This is a genomic window from Bradyrhizobium sp. MI1.7 (genome assembly GCF_055811795.1).
In genome coordinates this window covers 71,486-90,733 of record NZ_JBVVPO010000027.1, presented here as the reverse complement: position 1 = coordinate 90,733, position 19,248 = coordinate 71,486, and the positions used below count along the sequence as shown (strand labels likewise).

Genomic DNA, 19,248 nt, shown 5'->3' with positions numbered 1-19,248 from the left:
TTGCGGTTTCTTCTGGGTTGGAGCAGGCACGTCAGAAACGAAGAAGCGCCCGCAAGGGGCGCTTTGATCAGGCGTTGGCGACTTTCTTGTCGACTTCGGACGCCACCGAGAATTCTTTCCGCAACGTCGGCTTGTGGATCTTGCCGGTGGCGTTGCGCGGCAGCGCATCGACGAAGCGCACCTGTCGTGGGCATTTGAAGCGCGCGAGATTGGCCGCGCAGTGCGCAAAGACATCCGCCTCGGTCAGCCGCTGACCGGGCTTGGCTGCGACGATGGCGAGCCCTACCTCGCCCCATTGCGGATCGGGAATGCCGATCACGGCGGCTTCCGCGATCGCGGGGAGCTGATGCAAGACGTTCTCGACCTCGGCCGGATAGACGTTCTCGCCGCCCGAGATGTACATGTCCTTCCAGCGGTCGACGATGTAGTAGAAGCCTTCCTCGTCGACGCGCGTCGCATCGCCCGTGTGCAGCCAGCCGTCGGTGAAGGATGTCTTGTTCGCCTCCGGCCTGTTCCAGTAGCCCGGCGTGATGTTCGGGCCCTTGACCCAGAGCTCGCCGAGTTCGCCGACCTCGGCATCGCTGCCGTCGGGTCGCACGATCCGCACCTCGGTGTGCAGCACCGGCTTGCCGGCCGAACCCGCCTTGCGTGCCGCATCCTCGCGATCCAGCACCAGCACGGCCGGCGAGGTCTCGGTCATGCCGTAGCCCTGCTGCAGCGCGACGCCGCGCGCCTCCCACACCTTGAGCAGCGGCACCGGCATCGGCGCGCCGCCGACACCGCAGACGATCAACCGGGTCAGGTCAGTCGTCGCGAAGGCCGGATGCTGTGCCATGAACTGATAGATCGCGGGCACGCCGAAGAACACGTTGATGCCCTGCGCCGGATCGTTGATCAGGCCGAGCGCCGTGCCGGGATCGAAGGCGCGCATGATCATCACGGTGCCGCCGGCATGCAGCACCGGGTTGGTGTAGCAATTGAGCCCGCCGGTGTGGAACAGCGGCAGCACCGTGAGCAGCACCGAGGCCGGACCGATGCAGGCGGGGCCGCCGAGATTGACGCAATTCCAGAACGTCATGCCATGGGTGATGGTCGCACCCTTGGGATGGCCCGTGGTGCCCGACGTGTACATGATGGTCGAGACGTCATCGAGCGTGACCTCCTCGGCGCGGGCAAGCGGCTTGGCGGACGCGATGCCGGTCTCGTAAGCGCCGCCGGGGCCGAGCAGCAGGCTGGTCGCGACGTTGCAGAGCTTTGCGACGGCGAGCGCGGTCTCGGCGAGATCGGTGTCGTGGATCATCACCTTCGGCGCGCAATCGCCGGTGATGAACTGGAGCTCGGGAACGGTGAGGCGGGTGTTCAGCGGCACGAAGACGGCGCCGAGCCGTCCGCAGGCGAACTGCACCTCCAGCGTATCGGTCGTGTTCAGCGCCAGCACCGCGACGCGGTCACCGCGCGAGACCTTGAGAGTGTCACGGAGAAATCCGGCCAGGCGCGAGACGCGGGCATCGAGCTGCGAATAGGTGAAGCGGCGCTCGCTCGCGAGGTCGATGACCGCGACCTTGTCAGGCGTACGGCGGCCGTGATGGACGATCCAGTCGTAATAACGAACGGCCAAAAATCCCTCCCTCGGCGGTCTTGTGCCGCCTGCGTCCCTATTTGCCGGGCACCATGCCCGGCGTGGCCCTGGGGCCAGCCGGAGTTTGTGCGCACGTCTTTTTTTGCCCCGGAGTTGGCCTGCGAGCGGCGAAAATCGTCTTGCGTTGAGTTGCTAGGCGATGGGCTGCCGTGCAGCGGTTCCCCCGGTCAGCCACTCTGCGCAAGTGAGCGGCAAATGTTCCGGCCATGGTGGCCAACACGAATCCGCCAGCAGGGCGAGACGACGATGAAGAGCCCGTTCTATACCACCGAGCATGACGCCTTCCGCGAGGTGATGCGCCGCTTTGTCGAGAAGGAGATCACGCCCTTTGCCCATGAATGGGACGAGGCCGGCGAATTTCCCCGCGTGCTTTATCGCAAGGCGGCCGAGATTGGCCTGTTGGGGCTCGGATTCCCCGAGGAATATGGCGGGATCGCCGCCGACCAGTTCATGAAGATCGTCGCGAGCCAGGAATTGGCGCGCGCCGGGGCCGGCGGGGTCAGCGCCAGCCTGATGAGCCACACCATCGGCTCGCCGCCGATCGCGCGGGCGGCGCGCCCGGAGGTCAAGGCACGCGTGCTGCCGCAGGTGCTGTCGGGTGAGAAGATCTCCGCGTTGGCAATCACCGAGCCGGGCGGCGGCTCTGATGTCGCGAACCTCCGCACCAGGGCGCGGCGCGATGGCGATCACTACGTCGTGACCGGCGAGAAGACCTTCATCACCTCAGGGATGCGCGCCGACTATCTGACCGTTGCGGTGCGTACAGGCGGCGAGGGCGCCGGCGGCGTCAGCCTGCTTCTGATCGAGGGTGACACGCCCGGCCTGTCACGGACGAAACTGAAGAAGATGGGCTGGTGGGCCTCCGACACCGCGACGCTGCATTTCGATGACTGCCGCGTGCCGGCCGAAAACCTGATCGGCGAGGAAGGCCAGGGCTTCAAGATCATCATGCGGAATTTCAACAGCGAGCGCATGGGCATGGCGGCCGGCTGCACCGCCTTCGCGCGGGTCTGCCTCGACGAGGCGATCGCCTATGCCAAGGAGCGCAAGACTTTTGGCAAGCCGCTCGCCCAGCACCAGGTCATCCGTCACAAGATCGTCGACATGGCGCAGAAGGTCGCGGCATCCCAGTCGATGCTCGAAATGCTGGCCTGGCGGCTGGAGCAGGGCGAGAGCCCGGTCGCCGAAATCTGCATGATGAAGAACCAGGCGACGCAGACCATGGCGTTCTGCGCCTCCGAGGCCGTCCAGATCTTTGGCGGCGCCGGCTTCATGCGCGGCATCAAGGCCGAGCGCATCTACCGCGAGGTCAAGGTCAATGCCATCGGCGGCGGCACGGAGGAGATCATGAAGGATCTGGCGTCAAGGCAGATGGGGCTGTGAACGCCCCACCGTCATGCCCGGGCATAGCCGTCCGCAGGACGGCGTCGCTTCCGCTCGCCTATGTCCTGGGCATCCACGTTCTTGCTGCCGGCTGACGAAGACGTGGATGGCCGGGACAAGCCCGGCCATGACGAGCACATTGGAGATACCGAGAGCTGAGCTGACAAAAATGCTATTCACCGCCGACCACGACCACATCCGTCGTTCCCTGCAAAAGTTCATCGCGGGCGAGATCAACCCTCACGTCGATGAGTGGGAGAAGGCCGACATCTTCCCGGCGCATGAGCTGTTCAAGAAGATGGGCAGCCTCGGCTTCCTCGGGCTCAACAAGCCGGTCGAGTTCGGCGGCTCCGGCCTCGACTATTCCTACGCCCTGATGATGGCGGAGGAGCTGGGCGCAATCACCTGCGGCGGCGTGCCGATGGCGATCGGGGTGCAGACCGACATGGCAACGCCGGCGCTGGCGCGGTTCGGCTCGGACGAGGTACGGGGCGAATTCCTCAGCCCCTCGATATCAGGCGATTACGTCGCATGCATCGGCGTCTCCGAGCCCGGCGCCGGCTCGGACGTCGCCTCGATCAAGACCAATGCGCGCTCTGACGGCGACGACTACGTCATCAATGGCGGCAAGATGTGGATCACCAACGGCACCCAGGCCGACTGGATCTGCCTGCTGGCCAACTCCGGCGATGGGCCGGTTCACCGCAACAAGTCGCTGATCTGCGTGCCCATGAAGAGCAAGGGCGTCACGGTGGCGCGAAAGCTCGACAAGATGGGCATGCGCTCGTCAGACACCGCGCAGATCTTCTTCGACAATGTCCGCGTGCCCAAGCGCAACCGCATCGGCGAGGAGGGCAAGGGCTTTACCTACCAGATGATCCAGTTCCAGGAGGAGCGGCTCTGGGGCGCGGCGGCCTGCCTGAAGGCGCATGAATACATCATCAACGAAACCATCGAGTACACCCGCAACCGCAAGGCCTTCGGGAAGTCGATCCTCGACAACCAGGTCGTGCACTTCAAGCTCGCGGAGATGCAGACCGAAGTCGAGTTGTTGCGCGCGCTGATCTATCGCGCCGCCGAGCAACTCGTGGCCGGCGAGGACGTAACCAAGCTTGCGACCATGGCCAAGCTCAAAGCCGGCCGACTCGGCCGCGAGCTCACCGACGCCTGCTTGCAATATTGGGGCGGAATGGGCTTTACCAACGAGACGCCGGTCAGCCGTGCCTATCGCGATAGCCGGTTGACGTCGATCGGCGGCGGTGCCGACGAGGTCATGCTGATGGTCCTGTGCAAGATGATGGGCACGCTGCCCGGCAGTAAAGGGAATGCCTGATGATCACGCTCTATCACTGCGACGCCGCGCGCTCGTTCCGTCCGCTCTGGATGCTGGAGGAGATGGGGCTTCCGTACGAATTGAAGATGCTGCCGTTCCCGCCGCGGGTCTTCGCCAAGGAGTACCTTGCGCTCAATCCGCTCGGCACCATTCCCTTCATGGTCGACGGCGAGACGAAGATGACCGAGTCCTCCGGCATCTGCCATTACCTCGGCATCAAGCACGGACCGACGCCGTTGATGGTCGGACCCGAAGATCCCGCCTATGGCGCGTTCCTGAACTGGATGTATTTCAGCGATGCCACGTTAACCTTCCCGCAGACGCTGGTGCTCCGATACACCCAGCTCGAGCCGGAGGAGCGCCGCAATCCGCAGGTCGCAGGCGACTATGCGAAATGGTTCCTAGGGCGCCTGCGCGCGGTCGAGGCGGCGACGGCCGATGCCGAAACATTGTGCGCAGGCCGCTTCACCGCCGCTGACATTGTCATCGGCTACGCGCTCCGGCTTGCCAACAACGTCGGACTCGCCAAGGATTTCGGGCCAAATGTCGCAGCCTATTGGGCGCGGCTGCAGCAGCGCGACGGATTCAAGCGTGCGGTCGCTGCGGAGCAGAAGGCCGGCGTCGAGCAGAATGTTGCGCCGCGCGTGAGGGCGTAAGCATTCCGTAGGATGGGACTGCGGTCTCATCGCGGTTCCGGGACGACTGATCATCGTCCCGGAATGGTAATCTTTTGCGCGCCATGACAGCGCTATCGCGCCGTGACAGCGCCCAAATTTCCGCTAAGGTGACCTCCGTCCGCAGCGGCCAAAGAGCCGCGCGAGGAGGATCCCAATGGAAGATAACGGTCGCGAATCCGACCATCTGATGCTGATCACGCCGGAGCGGGTATTCTATGCCGGCCTGCTCGGCCGCCCCCGCAAGCGCACCCCCGGCTGCTGCCACGTCTATGTCGCTGTGAAGGGCAGCCTGCATCTGACGATCGACGACGTTCTCGCCACCGGCGAGCTGTTCGTGACCCTGCCGAACCAGCGGCATTCCATCGCCAGCGACTACCGCACTGCAATCAGCGTCACGCTCGAGCCGGAAAGCATGCCGGACGGCGTGATCGAGGCCCTGGCCGCGCGGCTGACCGGACCCGACCGGGCCGTCTATGCCCGCAAGATCCTCGCCGCCTATACGCTGCTGCGCCAGCGCCGCTATGGCGACATCACCACCGCCGAATTCGACGAGATGTGCTTTGGCGAGGCGCTGCCGCGTCGCGTGCTCGATCCGCGCGTGATGCGCGCCGTCGCCCGCATCGGCCGCTTCTCCGGCGAGCCGGTGACGGCGGATACGTGCGCGGCGGAAGCGGGGCTCTCGGCCTCGCGCTTCCTGCATCTGTTCAAGGAGGAGACCGGCATCTCGTTCCGCTCCTTCCGCGCCTGGAAGCGTGCGCGGCATTTGCTGCACTTCGCCAACCAGGACCTCAACCTCGCCCATCTCGCGCAGGACATCGGCTATCCCGACTCGACCCATTTCAGCCATTCGATCCGCCGCTTCTATGGATTGAAACCGCGCGCGATCTTCGTCGGCTCGCGCGACCTTGCGATCTACCGCAGCACCGAGACGGTGAGGCTCGCGGAGGCGAGCTAGCGTCGCTCTCGTAGGGTGGGCAAAGCGAAAGCGTGCCCACCATCTTCGTTCAGCGCCAAGACATGGTGGGCACGGCGCGAGAGCGCCTTTGCCCACCCTACGATAGCCGTGCCTTCCAGCTTCTCCGCGCAAGAAGCCGCATGCCGCTCATCACATGATCGCAAGCGTTGAATTCTCAACGTGCGAGATATTTTTGGCATGAGCGACAAGGCCGTCATCACCTGCGCGCTGAACGGCGTGCTCACCGACCCGAAGCAGCACAACGTGCCGGTTACGCCCGAGCAGATGGCACGCGAAGCCAAGGCTGCGTTCGATGCCGGCGCCAGCATCATGCACATCCATCTGCGCCAGCAGGCGCCGGACAAGGGACATCTGCCGTCCTGGGACGTGAGTGTCAGCAAGGAGATTCAGCAGGCAATCCGCGAGGCCTGCCCCGGCGTCATCATCAATCACACCTCGGGCGTCTCAGGGCCGAACTACAGCGGCGCGCTCGACTGCATCCGCGAGACCAGGCCGGAGATCGCCGCCTGCAACGCCGGCTCGCTGAATTATCTGAAGGTGAAAGCCGACAACACCTGGGCCTGGCCGCCGATGATGTTCGACAACGCGGTCGAGAAGGTGAAGGACTATCTCGACGTCATGAACGCCGTCGGGACGATCCCCGAGTTCGAATGTTTCGACGTCGGCATCGTCCGCTGTGTCGGCATGTACCACCAGGTCGGCATGTACAAAGGCCCGCTCGAATATAATTTCGTGATGGGCGTTGCCTCCGGCATGCCGTCCGATCCCGATCTGCTGCCGATCCTGATCAAGCTGAAGCGGCCCGAGGCGCATTTCCAGGTCACCGCGATCGGCCGCGAAGAGATCTGGCCGCTGCACCAGCGCTGTGCCGAACTCGGCGGCCATCTCCGCACCGGTCTGGAGGACGCCTTCTATCTCGCCGACGGCAAGAAGGTGACGTCGAATGGCCAGTTGATCGAGGCCATCGCCGCCTGCGCCCGCCGTGCGGGCCGCGAGATCGCAAGCCCCGCCGAGGCGCGGAAGATCTTTGGGACGAATAGGTAAGGTATCGCCTCAACCGTCATTGCGAGCGAAGCGAAGCAATCCAGGGTCTTTCCGCGGTGACGGTCTGGATTGCTTCGTCGCTTCGCTCCTCGCAATGACGAGCAGGATAGAGTTATGTCCATTCTCGACAACACCACTTCCCCCGGCAGCACTGCCTATCATGCCAATCGCGACGGCATGCTCGCGCTGATCGACCGCATGCGCGCGCTGGAAGAGCGCACGCGTGCGGCGTCGGCGGCGGCAAAGGATCGCTTCCACAAGCGCGGCCAGCTGCTGCCGCGCGAACGCGTCGCGCTGGTGCTCGATCCCGGCGCGCCCTTCATCGAGCTCTCGACGCTCGCCGGTTACATGTTCGACGTATCAGATGCGAACAAGAGCGTGCCCGGCGGCGGCGTCATCGCCGGCATCGGCTTCGTCTCCGGCGTCCGCTGCATGGTCAGTGCCAATGACGCCGGCATCGATGCGGGCGCGCTCCAGCCCTATGGCCTCGACAAGACGCTGCGGGTGCAGGAGCTCGCGCTGGAGAACAAGCTGCCTTACGTCCAGCTCGTCGAAAGCGCCGGGGCCAATCTGCTGCGCTACCGCGTCGAGGACTTTGTCCGTGGCGGCAACATCTTTCGCAATCTCGCGCGGCTCTCGGCGGCGGGGCTGCCGGTCGTCACCGTCACGCACGGCTCGTCGACCGCGGGCGGCGCCTACCAGACCGGCCTGTCCGATTACATCGTCATGGTCCGTGGCCGCACCCGCGCGTTCCTCGCCGGGCCACCTCTGTTGAAAGCCGCAACCGGCGAGATCGCGACCGAGGAAGAGCTTGGCGGTGCCGAGATGCACACGCAGGTCTCAGGTCTTGGCGATTACCTCGCGGAGGACGACCGCGATGCGCTGCGCATCGCGCGCGAGATCATGGCAGCGCTGGAATGGGAGCGGCCGGGCCGCGCGGCTCCGCAGTTCAAACCGCCGCGCTACGACCAGGACGAGCTGCTCGGCATCATGCCGATGGACCACAAGCGCACCGTCGACATGAAGCAGGTGATCGCGCGCATCGTCGACGATTCCGACTTCACCGAGATGGCGCCCAATTACGGCCCCGCCACCGTCTGCGGTCACGCCCGCATCGAAGGCCAGGCGATCGGCATCATCACCAACAACGGCCCGCTCGATCCCGCCGGCGCCAACAAGGCGACGCATTTCATCCAGGCCTGCTGTCAGACCCGCACGCCGATCCTCTATCTCAACAACACCACCGGCTACATGGTCGGCAAGGCCTATGAAGAAGCCGGCATGATCAAGCACGGCTCCAAGATGATCCAGGCTGTCACGTCGGCGACGGTGCCGCAGATCACCATCTATTGCGGCGCCTCGTTCGGCGCCGGCAATTACGGCATGTGCGGACGCGGCTTCCATCCGCGCTTCTGCTTCTCCTGGCCCAACGCCAAGACCGCCGTGATGGGCGGCGAGCAGGCCGCCGAGACCATGGCGATCGTGACGGAGGCCGCCGCCGCGCGCCGGGGCAAGCCGGTTGAGAAAGAAAAGCTCGACGCGATGAAGGCGCAGATCATCGGTGTGTTCGACGGCCAGATGGACGTGTTCTCGACCAGCGCCCGCGTGCTCGATGACGGCGTGATCGACCCGCGCGACACCCGTGCGGTGCTCTCCGAGGTGCTCGCGATCTGCCGCGAGGGCGACGCGCGCACGCCCCAGCGCATGCAATTCTCGGTGGCCCGCCCATGAGGAACGGATCAGTGCAGCACCGGCCGTTCTTCAGGGTTTTGGTTGCCACTCGCGGCGAGATCGCGCTGCGGGTGATGCGGAGTGCGCGGCAACTCGGCCTCGGCGTCGTTGCGGTCTATTCGGATGCCGATCGCGATGCGCTCCACGTGCGGCAGGCCGACCAGGCCGTGCGCATCGGCGAAGCCCTGCCGGCGCAATCCTATCTCAACATTCCCGCGATCATCGCCGCGGCCAAGGTGAGCGGCGCAGATGCCGTGCATCCCGGCTATGGCTTCCTCGCCGAGAACGAGGACTTTGCACAGGCCTGCAAGGAGGCCGGCCTCGTCTTCATCGGCCCCTCGCCGCTGGCGATCGAGGCGATGGGCAACAAGGCTGGCGCCAAGGAGATCATGAAGAAGGCCGGCGTGCCCTGCGTTCCCGGCTATCAGGGCGCCGACCAAAGCGACGAGGTCATGCTCACGGAAGCCAGGAAGATCGGCTTCCCCGTGATGATCAAGGCGGTTGCGGGCGGCGGCGGCCGCGGCATGCGGCTGGTCACCGATGCCGCATCCTTCCCCGATGCGCTGCGCAGCGCGCGGTCGGAGGCAAACGCCGCGTTCGGCGATCCCACGGTCATCCTCGAGCGAGCGATCCAGAACCCGCGGCACATCGAAATCCAGGTGTTCGGCGATAGCCACGGCAACGCCATCCATCTCGGCGAGCGCGACTGCTCGGTGCAGCGGCGACATCAGAAGCTGATCGAGGAGGCGCCATCGCCGGCGGTCACGCCGGAGCTGCGCGCGAAAATGGGTGAGGTCGCTGTCGCCGCAGTCAAGGCGCTGCGCTATGAGGGCGCCGGCACGCTGGAATTCCTGCTCGACGCCAGCGGCGAATTCTACTTCATGGAGATGAACACGCGCCTCCAGGTCGAGCATCCCGTCACCGAGGCGATCACCGGGCTCGATCTCGTCGAGCTGCAGCTGCGTGTCGCGCGCGGCGAGCCTCTGCCGGTGAAGCAGCAGGACGTCCGATTCTCGGGCCACGCCATCGAGGTGCGGCTGTGCTCGGAAGATGCCGCGCAGGATTTCATGCCGCAGTCCGGCCGCATGGCGCGCTGGCAGGTACCTGACAGCATCCGCGTCGAGCACGCGCTGCGATCGGGTGCGGGGATTCCGCCGTTCTACGATTCCATGATCGCCAAGGTGATCAGCCATGGCGCGACACGGGAGGAGGCGAGGGGGCGGCTGATTGTCGGCCTGGAGCAACTCACTGCGTTTGGCGTGACCACCAATCAGGCGTTCCTGATGTCCTGCCTGCGCCATCCCGGATTTGCCAGAGGCGAGGCGACGACAGCTTTCATCGGTGCACATCGCGACGAACTGTTGGCGCCGTCGGCGAATGCTGCATTCAATACGGCGCTGGCGGGCCTGCTGCTCTATGTCACCAATCCGCGCGCGCCGTCATGGCAAGGTGGCCGGAGCCTGGCGGCAACATTCCCGCTGCCGGCGAAAGTCGAGATCGCCGGCCACACCCACGAGCTCGAAGTCACGCGTGAGCGCGATGGCGGCTACATCGTCGCCGCCGACGGCCGTCAGGACAAGTTCGAGATCGACCAGCTCGATCCCGACGCCATCCGCTTTCGCCACGACGGCGTGATGGACTGCGCAAAATTCCTGCGCGATGGCGACCGGCTCTACCTCCAGCATCGCGGCATCCCGCTTGCGGTCACCGATCTCACCCTCGCCGCGCCGAAGGCGGCCGCAACCAACGGCGGCGATGGCAAAGTCCGCGCCGCCATGAACGGCCGCGTCGTCGCCGTGCTGGTCAAGCCCGGTGACCGCGTCACCGCCGGTCAACCGGTGATGACCCTGGAAGCGATGAAGATGGAGCACGTCCACAAGGCCGGCATCGACGGCGTTATCGCCGCGATCGACGTCGCCGAAGGCGAGCAGGTCACCACGGGTAGGGTCGTGGCGGAGATCGGGGCGGGGTAGCGCTCTCGCCATTATCGCGAGGAACGACTTGTCCGCCCTAGCTCGAAGAGCGAAGGTGGAGGCGACGAAGCAATCCCGTCTCACTACTCGGAGGGGCCCGGATTGCTTGGCTGCGCTCGCAATGACGATGGGGTGAGATGCTCCGTCGAGCCCTGCCGTGGCAGCTCTTCGTTTTCGCGCCGAAATTTGAATGATTTCAATCCGATAGTTACCAGTTCGTGCTCAAGCGCAGTTTTATTGAACAATATTCACTTTCGGCTTGCTAATATTGAACGATGTTCAATTCACGAGGAGGCCTGTATGTTGCGCGCAACTGATCCCGGCCGAAACACAGCTGCCACGCTCCCTTCGCGGTCCAACCGACTGCCGTTCGCCGCACCTCAGATCCGCGAAAAATATTTGATTGGCGCGCTCTTCGTCCTGACGCTGGTGGCGCTCCTCGCGCCGGCGTTGCCCGCCTCCGCCTGGCACATCCCGCATTTCGTCGACACTCGCACCTGGCTGGGCGTGCCCAACGCCGGCGACGTGCTGAGCAATCTTGCCTTCCTGGCGATGGGCGCTTGGGGCTTGCTGCGCCTGCGTGCCCACCCTGATGCGCCCGCGGGTGCAGGTTGCCTCTTCGTGGGTCTGATCCTCACTTGCATAGGATCGTGCATCTATCATCTGGATCCCGACGCGCCGCAGCGGCTGGTGGCCGATCGTCTCGGTATGGCGGTGGCGTTCGCGGGCTTTCTGGGCATCGCGGCCAGCGAGCGCATCAGCGTGCGTGCCGGTCAGGCGGTGGTGGTGCTGGTGACGGTTGCGGGCCTGCTCGCGGCCTGGGTGGCACGCGAGAATCTCACGCCATGGGTGGTCGTGCAGTTCGGCGGCATGGCGTTGGCCGTGGGACTGGCGTTGACACGGCCCCGGCCCGGTGCGCTTGGCGTGTCTCTGGGCGGCGTGATCTTCTTTTACGCGCTGGCCAAGCTTTTCGAGCTGGGTGACGTGACCATATTTGAAGCGACAGGCCACATTGTCTCGGGCCACACGCTCAAGCATCTGGCCGCCGCGCTGGCGGCCTGGCCGGTGATCCGGGCGTTGCGGCCTGTTGCTACTGGCTCCGCCCCGTCCCCTCGTTGAGCAGGCACGCCACCTGATGTCCGCCGCCTGCGTCCACCAGCGCCGGCCGCTCCGTCTTGCACCGCTCGATCGCAAACCGGCAGCGGGTGTGAAATGCGCAGCCGGAGGGCGGATTGACCGGACTCGGCACGTCGCCGTCGACCAGCGGCGCGAGCTTCTTGGCAAACGGGTTCGCAACCGGCACGGAGGCGAGCAGGGCCTGCGTGTAGGGATGGCGCGGATTGCGGAACAGCTCGTCCTTGCCGGCGATCTCGACGATGCGGCCGAGATACATCACGGCGACGCGGTGGCTGATATGGGCGACCACGGCGAGGTCATGCGCGATGAAGAGATAGGAGAAGCCGTGCGCCTTCTGCAGGTCGATCAGGAGATTGATCACCTGCGCCTGGATCGAGACGTCGAGCGCGGAGACCGGCTCGTCGCAGACGATCAGGCGTGGACCCAGCGCAAGCGCCCGTGCGATGCAGATGCGCTGGCGCTGGCCGCCGGAGAATTGATGCGGGAAGTTGCGCATCTGATCGGGCCGCAGGCCCACCTGCTCGAACAGTTTTGCGGTACGCGCTTCCAGCTCCTTGCCGCTTGCGAGCCCATGCACGGTGAGCGGCTCGCCGACGATGTCGCCGGCGGCCATGCGCGGATTGAGCGAAGCGAACGGGTCCTGGAACACGATCTGCATCGAGCGGCGATGCGGCCGCAGCGCGGTCTTGGAGAGACGGGTGATGTCCTCTCCGTCAAGGCGGATCTGACCCGAAGTCGGCTCGACCAGCCGCAGCACGCTGCGCGCCACCGTCGACTTGCCGCAGCCGGATTCACCGACCAGGCCGAGCGTCTCGCCGGTATGAACCGAGAACGAGACGCCGTCGACCGCATGCACGGTGCCGACCTGCCGCCGCAACACGCCGGCGCGCACCGGATAGTGCTTCTTGAGATCGGTGACTTCGAGCAGCGCTTCGGTCATGCCACCTCCGCCACTTCGGCCGCGCGCCAGCACGCCGCGAGATGGCCGCCGCCCCAGTCCTCCAGCGGCGGATATTCGGCCTCGCAACGCTTGATCGCGAGCTTGCAGCGTGGCGCGAAGGCGCAGCCTTTCGGCAACCGCACCAGCGAGGGCACCGTGCCGGGAATTTCGTTCAGCCGCGCCTGCACCGGAACACCTGACGCCGGCACGGCCGGGATCGAGGCCATCAGCCCGCGCGTGTAGGGGTGCTTGGGATCGGCGAACAGCGCTTCCACCGTTGCCTCCTCCACCTTCTTCCCCGCATACATCACGATCACCCGCTGCGCGGTCTGCGCGACGACGCCGAGATCATGCGTGATCAGCACGAGGCCGGTGCCGAGCTCCTTCTGAAGGTCGAGGATCAGCGCCAGGATCTGCGCCTGGATGGTGACGTCGAGCGCGGTGGTCGGCTCGTCCGCGATCAGCAGCGCCGGCCGGCAGGCGAGCGCCATCGCGATCATCGCGCGCTGGCGCATGCCGCCGGAAAGCTGATGCGGATATTCCCGCGCGCGCCGTGCCGGTTCGGGAATGCGGACCAGCCGCAGCATCTCGACCGCGATGTCACGGGCTTCTCTGGCCGGCATCGCCCGGTGCAACCGCACCGCCTCGACGATCTGGTCACCGATCCGCATCACCGGATTGAGCGAGGTCATCGGCTCCTGGAAGATCATGGAGATGCGATTGCCCCTGACAGCACGCATCTCGGATTCATCCAGCGCCAGCAGCTCGGTGCCTTCGAGCGTGACCGACCCGCCGACGATGCGGCCGGGCGGATCGGGCACCAGCCGCATCAGGGACAGCGCGGTGACGCTCTTGCCGCAGCCGGATTCGCCGACGATCGCGAGCGTCTCGCCACGTTTCACGGTGAACGAGACGTCGTCGACGGCTTTGAACAGGCCGGAATTGGTGAAGAACACCGTCTTCAGGTTCTTCACATCGAGCACGAGATCGGATTTGTCTGCCATCAGCCGCGCTGCCGGGGATCGAGGATGTCGCGTAGGGCGTCGCCGAACAGGTTGGCGCCGAACACGGCGAGGCTGATTGCGATGCCGGGGAAGATCACCAGCCACGGCGCGGTGCGGACATATTCGGCGGCGGATTCCGAGAGCATGCGGCCCCAGGACGGATAGGGTTCGGGAATGCCGAGGCCGAGGAAGGACAGCGAGGCTTCGGTCAGGATGGTCGAGCCGAGCTGCGCGGTCGCGAGCACGATCAGCGGCGCCAGCGTGTTCGGCAGCACGTGGCGTAGCGCGATCCGCACCTCGCTCATGCCGATCGACTTGGCGGCTTCGATAAAGGGCAGCTCGCGCAGCGCCAGCGTGTTGGCGCGAATGACGCGCGACACGGTCGGGATCAGCGGAATGGCGATGGCGATGATGACGTTCGGCAGGGACGGACCGAGCGCGGCGGTCATGATCAGCGCCAGGACCAGCAATGGAAGCGCTTGAAGAATGTCGGAGACGCGCTGGAATACGAGGTCGACCCAGCCGGAGAGATAGCCGGAGGTGAGGCCAACGATGACGCCGATCGTACCGCCAAGTGCCGTCGAGCCGATGCCGACCGCGAGCGAGATCCGCGCGCCGTGGATGATGCGGCTGAACACGTCGCGGCCGAAGGAGTCCGTGCCCATCCAGTGCGCCAGGCTCGGGCGCGCCAGCGCACGGGCGGCGTCGATGGTCAGGGGATCGTAGCGCGCGATGAAGTCGGCAAAGATCGCCGTGAGCACGAACAGCGTCATGATGATCAGCCCGGCCGCGCCCAGCACGTGCCGCTGTGCCAAATACAGTACGCGCCGCCAGCCGCCGGTCGCATGCGCGCCGGCCCGCCTCAGTTCGAGATCATAGTCAATCGCGGCCAAGCTGATCTCCTAATCCGTATACCGGATGCGCGGATCGAACACCGCGTAGAGCATGTCGACGATGAAGTTCGCGCTGACCACCACGACCGCAATCAGCATCACGAGGTTCTGCACGATCGGGTAGTCGCGCCAGCGGATCGCTTCGACCAGGAAGCGCGCGACGCCGGGGATGTTGAACACGGTCTCGGTCACGATCAGGCCGCCGATCAGGAACGCGGCCTCGATGCCGATCACGGTGATGACGGGCAGGATCGCGTTCTTCAGCGCATGCTTATAGTTGACGGCGGCGTCGGAGGCGCCCTTGGCGCGCGCGGTGCGGATATAGTCCTGCCGCAGCACCTCCAGCATCGAGGATCGCGTGATGCGCATGGTCAGCGCCGCGCTGCGGAAGCCGACGGCGGCCGCCGGCACGGCGTAGGTCGCGAACGCCTCGAGCCAGGTCTGCGGATTGGGATTGAAGATCGGCATCTGGTTGAACATCGCCACCGAAGCGGTGAGGATCAGCAGGCCGAGCCAGAACGAGGGCAGCGACAAGCCGCTGAGGCTGACGACGCGCAACGCGTAATCGAGCCGTGTCCCCTGCTTCACCGCGCTGATGACGCCGAGCGGAATGCCGATCGACGCCGAGAACAGCAGCGCCAGCCCGGCGAGCCGCGCGGTGATCGGGATCCGCGGCAGGATCTCCTGAAGCGCGGGCTTCTCCGAAACATAGGAGTAGCCGAAATCGCCGCGCAGAAAGCCGCTGATCCAGTGCCAGTACTGCACGACCAGCGGCTGGTCGATGCCGAGCTCCTTCTCCAGATTGGCCTTGTCGGCGGGATCGACGTAGCCCGCCGCGGCAAACAGGATGTCGACGATGTTGCCGGGCACGACGCGCAGCAGGAAGAAGATGACGACCGAGATCCCGAACAGGGTCACGAGCATCAGGAACAGGCGCCGCACCAGATAGGCAAGCATGCATCGCCTCCTGTCGAAATCGTCAGCCGCCTGCGCTACTTGTCCATCCAGACGTCCTCGTAGCGATACCCATTATAGGAGCTGTTCGACATCACCGTTACGCCCTTGACATAGGGCTGCCAGCAGGAGCCGGTGCGCGCGTGGAAGATGATCGGGCGGGCGACGTCCTCCTGCAGCTTCTTGTCGATGTCCCACACCATTTTCTTGCGCTTGTTGACGTCGGTCTCCTGCGACTGCACGTCGAACAGCTTTTCGATCTCCTTGTTGCAGTAATTGGTGTAGTTGCGCTCGGAACCGCAGGAATAGTTCTCGTAGAACGACTGGTCGGGATCGTCCACGGCGTTGCCGGTCAAATTGAGCCCGAGCATGTAGTCCTTGCGTGCGATCTTCGGGAACCAGTTCGCGGTCTCGACCACGTCGAGCTCGCCGTCGATATAGATGCTCTTGAGCTGGTCGATCAGGATCACCGCGGGATCGCGATAGACCGGAATGTTGCGGGTTGAGACCTTGACGGCGAGATGCTTGTCCGGCCCATAGCCGGCCTTCTGCATCAGCTTCCTGGCTTCCTCGCGGTTGGCGTTCACATCGGGGCCATAGCCGGGAATGCTCTCGAGCATCTCCTTCGGCATGCCCCACAGCCCGTTCGGCGGCGGCAGCATGGTGCCGCCGACATCGCCCTGGCCCTCGAACATGATCGAGATGAAGGCCTTGCGGTCGAGCGACAGCGCCATGGCGCGGCGGATATCGATATTGTCGAACGGCGGCGCGGACGAGTTGACGATGATGTTGGTGGCGACATTGTTGGGCTCGACCACGCAGACCGCTTTCGGCGCCTGCGATTTGACGTCCTTCAGCAGCGGAATGCTCACTTCGGTCGGGAACGCCATGTCGAACTTGCCGGCGACGAAGGCGAGGATCGCGGTCGAACGGTTCGGGATGATGGTGAACTCGATGCCGTCGAGATAGGGCCGCCCCTCGCGCCAATAGTCGGGATTGCGGGTCAGCTTGATCGATTCATTGGCCTTGAACTCGACGAATTTGAACGGGCCGGTGCCGATCGGGTGCGTGCGCATGTCGCCGGGCGAGACATGACAGGGATAGACCGGCGTGTAGCCCGAGGCGAGCAGGGCCAGCAGCGACGGCTGCGGCCGCTTCAAGTTGAAGGAAACTTCGAGGTCGCCGTTGGTGGAGACGTCATTGACCTGCTCGTACCAGGTCTTGCGCGGATTCTGCCGGAACTTCTGCTGCGACTTGCCCATCAGCATGTCGAAGGTGCATTTGACGTCCGCGGAGGTGAACGGCTTGCCGTCATGCCATTTCACGCCCGGGCGCAGCTTGAAGGTCAGCGTCTTGTTGTCGTTGACCCAGGCCCAGCTCTCGGCGAGTTCCGGAATGATGTTGTCCATCCTGTTCTGCGCCTCGTCCTGCTTGTAGATGACGAGGTTGTTGAACACAGGCATGAAGGGAACATTGAGCGAATAGGTCGCGCCTTCATGGATCGAGGCATTGCCGGGGCTGTCGCGGTGGTACATCCGCAGGATTCCGCCCTGTTTGGGCCCGCCGGCGAGCGTGGTCGTCGAGGCCGTCAGCACAGATAGCGCCGCCACTGCGGCGAGCGCCCACACGCTCCGCATGCTCATCCTCCCTGGACACTAGTCTTTTGGGCCTTTGCGGCCTGTTTGTCAGACGATAGCGACGCACGTGCAGCGAGGCAACCGGCAAGGCCGCTCGCCGCCTCGACAATTCGGATGACGGAAGGCCGCAGGCGTTCACACTCTCTTCATGTGAGAGTGCAGGTGCGAAGGGATGGTTCCTGTGCAGATGTTGCGGGCAGCTGCCTCAACAAACTCCGCCGTCGTCCCGGACAAGCGAAGCGCAGATCCGGGATCCATAACCACGGGAGTCGTTTGATGAAGACTCGGAGTTACCTGCTCGCGTGACGACTCCCGCCGGTGGTTATGGGTCCCGGGTTCGCGACTTCGTCGCGCCCCGGGACGACAGTGGGGCTCACACGATCCGTGACGTCTTGTTCCCCCAATATCGGTCCCGCAGCAGCCGCTTGTACAGTTTGCCCGTCGGCAGCCGCGGCAGTTCCTTTTCGAAATCGACCGAGCGCGGCACCTTCTGCCGCGACAGCGATTGACCGCAGAAGGCGATCAGTTCTTCGGCGAGCGCCTCGCCCGGCACGATGCCGGGCATCGGCTGTACCACCGCCTTCACCTCTTCGCCGAGATCGGGATTGGGCACGCCGAACACCGCGGCATCGGCGACCTTCGGATGGGTGATGAGCAGGTTCTCGCATTCCTGCGGATAGATGTTCACCCCGCCGGAGATGATCATGAAGGTCGCGCGGTCGGTCAAATAGAGGAAACGATCCTCGTCGACATAGCCGACGTCGCCGACCGTGCTCATGCTGCCGTCGGCCGAGCGCGCCTCCCTGGTCTTCTCGGGGTCGTTGAAATATTCGAACGACGATGCCGTCTTGAACCAGACCTGGCCCGGCGTGCCGGTCGGGCACGCCCTCATGTTCTCGTCGAGGATGTGGAGGTCGCCGAGCAGCACCTTGCCGACGGTGCCGCGGTGGCTAAGCCATTCCTCGCTGTTGCAGGCGGTGAAGCCGAGGCCTTCGGTCGCGCCGTAATATTCGTGGATGATCGGCCCCCACCATTTGATGATGTCGTCCTTGACCAGTGCCGGGCAGGGCGCTGCGGCGTGGATCGCGATCTCCAGCGACGACAGGTCGTAGCGGCCGCGCACCTCCTCCGGCAGCTTCAGCAAGCGCGAGAACATCGTCGGCACCAGCTGGGTGTGGGTGATACCCCATTGCTGGACGAGCTGGAGATAACGTTCGGGATCGAACGTCTCCTTGATGATCACGGTGCCGCCCATGCGGATCGTGAGGTTCACCGCGGCTTGCGGCGCGGAGTGATAGAGCGGGGCAGGCGAGAGATAGACCATGCCCTCGCGGTAGCGCCAAAGCTTTGTCAGGAAATCGAACAGCGGCAGATTGTGCTTCGGCGGTTCCTCCGGCAGCGGGCGCAGGATGCCTTTCGGCCGTCCGGTCGTGCCGGATGAATAGAGCATGGCGGTGCCGAGCCATTCATCGGCGATCGGAGCCTCGGGCAGGTCGGCGGTCACCTCGGCGAGGCCGACGATACGGTCGCTCTCGCCAGGGCCGTCGGCGACGATGCAGAGCTTGATGTCCGGACAGGCCTTGATCGCCTCGCGGGCGATGTCGAGTTTCGCAACGGACGTGATCAGGATTTTCGACTGGCTGTTGACGAGGAGATAGGCGAGCTCGCCCGGCGTCAGGAACGAGTTGATGCAGGTGTAGTACAGCCCGGAGCGCTCGCCCGCGCCGCAGGCTTCGAGGTAGCGCGAATTGTTCTCCATGAAGATCGAATAATGGTCGAGCCGCTTCAAGTCGTGCTTGCGGAACAGATGCGCCAGGCGGTTGCTGCGCGCATCGAGTTCGCGATAGGTGACGGCCTCGCCGGTTGCAGCCATGATGAAGGCGGGCTGGAGCGGGCGTAGACGAGCATGCTGACCTGGATACATCAG

General features: G+C 64.8%; 15 protein-coding genes. 8 read left to right on the top strand and 7 right to left on the bottom strand.

The window, feature by feature from the left end; genetic code table 11:
- Window positions 1-67 precede the first annotated feature (67 nt).
- Complete coding sequence (locus tag AC0L3X_RS23850) at window positions 68-1,618, bottom strand: acyl-CoA synthetase (RefSeq protein ID WP_063979989.1); 1,551 nt, start codon at window positions 1,616-1,618, stop codon at window positions 68-70.
- A gap of 267 nt (window positions 1,619-1,885) precedes the next feature.
- On the opposite strand from AC0L3X_RS23850, the gene AC0L3X_RS23845 reads away from it, so the two are divergent.
- From AC0L3X_RS23845 to AC0L3X_RS23810, 8 genes are all read left to right on the top strand, one after another.
- Window positions 1,886-3,022, top strand: a complete 1,137-nt coding sequence (locus AC0L3X_RS23845) for an acyl-CoA dehydrogenase family protein (RefSeq protein WP_354095531.1) — start codon at window positions 1,886-1,888, stop codon at window positions 3,020-3,022.
- Window positions 3,023-3,191: 169 nt separating this feature from the next.
- The gene (locus AC0L3X_RS23840) at window positions 3,192-4,355 is read left to right on the top strand and encodes an acyl-CoA dehydrogenase family protein (protein ID WP_063979987.1); all 1,164 of its coding nucleotides are present in this window, start codon (window positions 3,192-3,194) and stop codon (window positions 4,353-4,355) included.
- Window positions 4,355-5,011 (top strand): glutathione S-transferase family protein, encoded by a 657-nt coding sequence (locus tag AC0L3X_RS23835; protein ID WP_063979986.1) that lies wholly within the window; start codon window positions 4,355-4,357, stop codon window positions 5,009-5,011. Before AC0L3X_RS23840 ends, AC0L3X_RS23835 begins: the two co-directional genes overlap by 1 nt.
- Window positions 5,012-5,186: 175 nt before the next feature.
- Window positions 5,187-5,987, top strand: a complete 801-nt coding sequence (locus AC0L3X_RS23830; protein WP_063979985.1) for a helix-turn-helix domain-containing protein — start codon at window positions 5,187-5,189, stop codon at window positions 5,985-5,987.
- A 198-nt stretch (window positions 5,988-6,185) separates the two neighbouring features.
- Entirely contained in the window at window positions 6,186-7,052 is an 867-nt protein-coding gene (locus AC0L3X_RS23825; RefSeq protein ID WP_028155241.1) for a beta-keto acid cleavage family enzyme, read from the top strand.
- 114 nt (window positions 7,053-7,166) lie between these two features.
- Window positions 7,167-8,783, top strand: coding sequence for an acyl-CoA carboxylase subunit beta (locus tag AC0L3X_RS23820; RefSeq protein WP_063979984.1), 1,617 nt, complete (start codon window positions 7,167-7,169; stop codon window positions 8,781-8,783).
- Window positions 8,780-10,756, top strand: a complete 1,977-nt coding sequence (locus tag AC0L3X_RS23815; protein WP_473316850.1) for an acetyl/propionyl/methylcrotonyl-CoA carboxylase subunit alpha — start codon at window positions 8,780-8,782, stop codon at window positions 10,754-10,756. Before AC0L3X_RS23820 ends, AC0L3X_RS23815 begins: the two co-directional genes overlap by 4 nt.
- A gap of 300 nt (window positions 10,757-11,056) precedes the next feature.
- Window positions 11,057-11,875 carry a hypothetical protein gene (locus tag AC0L3X_RS23810; protein WP_063979982.1) on the top strand — a complete coding sequence of 273 codons (819 nt, stop codon included), beginning with the start codon at window positions 11,057-11,059 and terminating at the stop codon, window positions 11,873-11,875.
- Here AC0L3X_RS23810 and AC0L3X_RS23805 read toward each other — a convergent pair.
- The 6 genes from AC0L3X_RS23805 to AC0L3X_RS23780 all read right to left on the bottom strand — a co-directional run bounded on the left by AC0L3X_RS23805 (window position 11,847) and on the right by AC0L3X_RS23780 (window position 19,245).
- Complete coding sequence (locus tag AC0L3X_RS23805) at window positions 11,847-12,833, bottom strand: ABC transporter ATP-binding protein (protein WP_063985943.1); 987 nt, start codon at window positions 12,831-12,833, stop codon at window positions 11,847-11,849. The genes AC0L3X_RS23810 and AC0L3X_RS23805 overlap by 29 nt on opposite strands.
- Entirely contained in the window at window positions 12,830-13,837 is a 1,008-nt protein-coding gene (locus tag AC0L3X_RS23800) for an ABC transporter ATP-binding protein (protein WP_063979981.1), read from the bottom strand. The genes AC0L3X_RS23805 and AC0L3X_RS23800 overlap by 4 nt, the downstream gene beginning before the upstream one ends.
- Window positions 13,837-14,730 (bottom strand): ABC transporter permease, encoded by an 894-nt coding sequence (locus tag AC0L3X_RS23795; RefSeq protein WP_063979980.1) that lies wholly within the window; start codon window positions 14,728-14,730, stop codon window positions 13,837-13,839. The genes AC0L3X_RS23800 and AC0L3X_RS23795 overlap by 1 nt, the downstream gene beginning before the upstream one ends.
- 9 nt (window positions 14,731-14,739) lie before the next feature.
- Window positions 14,740-15,687, bottom strand: coding sequence for an ABC transporter permease (locus AC0L3X_RS23790; RefSeq protein WP_063979979.1), 948 nt, complete (start codon window positions 15,685-15,687; stop codon window positions 14,740-14,742).
- Between the two features lie 35 nt (window positions 15,688-15,722).
- Window positions 15,723-17,321 (bottom strand): ABC transporter substrate-binding protein, encoded by a 1,599-nt coding sequence (locus tag AC0L3X_RS23785; protein WP_063979978.1) that lies wholly within the window; start codon window positions 17,319-17,321, stop codon window positions 15,723-15,725.
- A 373-nt stretch (window positions 17,322-17,694) separates the two neighbouring features.
- Window positions 17,695-19,245, bottom strand: coding sequence for an AMP-binding protein (locus AC0L3X_RS23780; protein ID WP_063979977.1), 1,551 nt, complete (start codon window positions 19,243-19,245; stop codon window positions 17,695-17,697).
- Window positions 19,246-19,248: the final 3 nt, after the last annotated feature.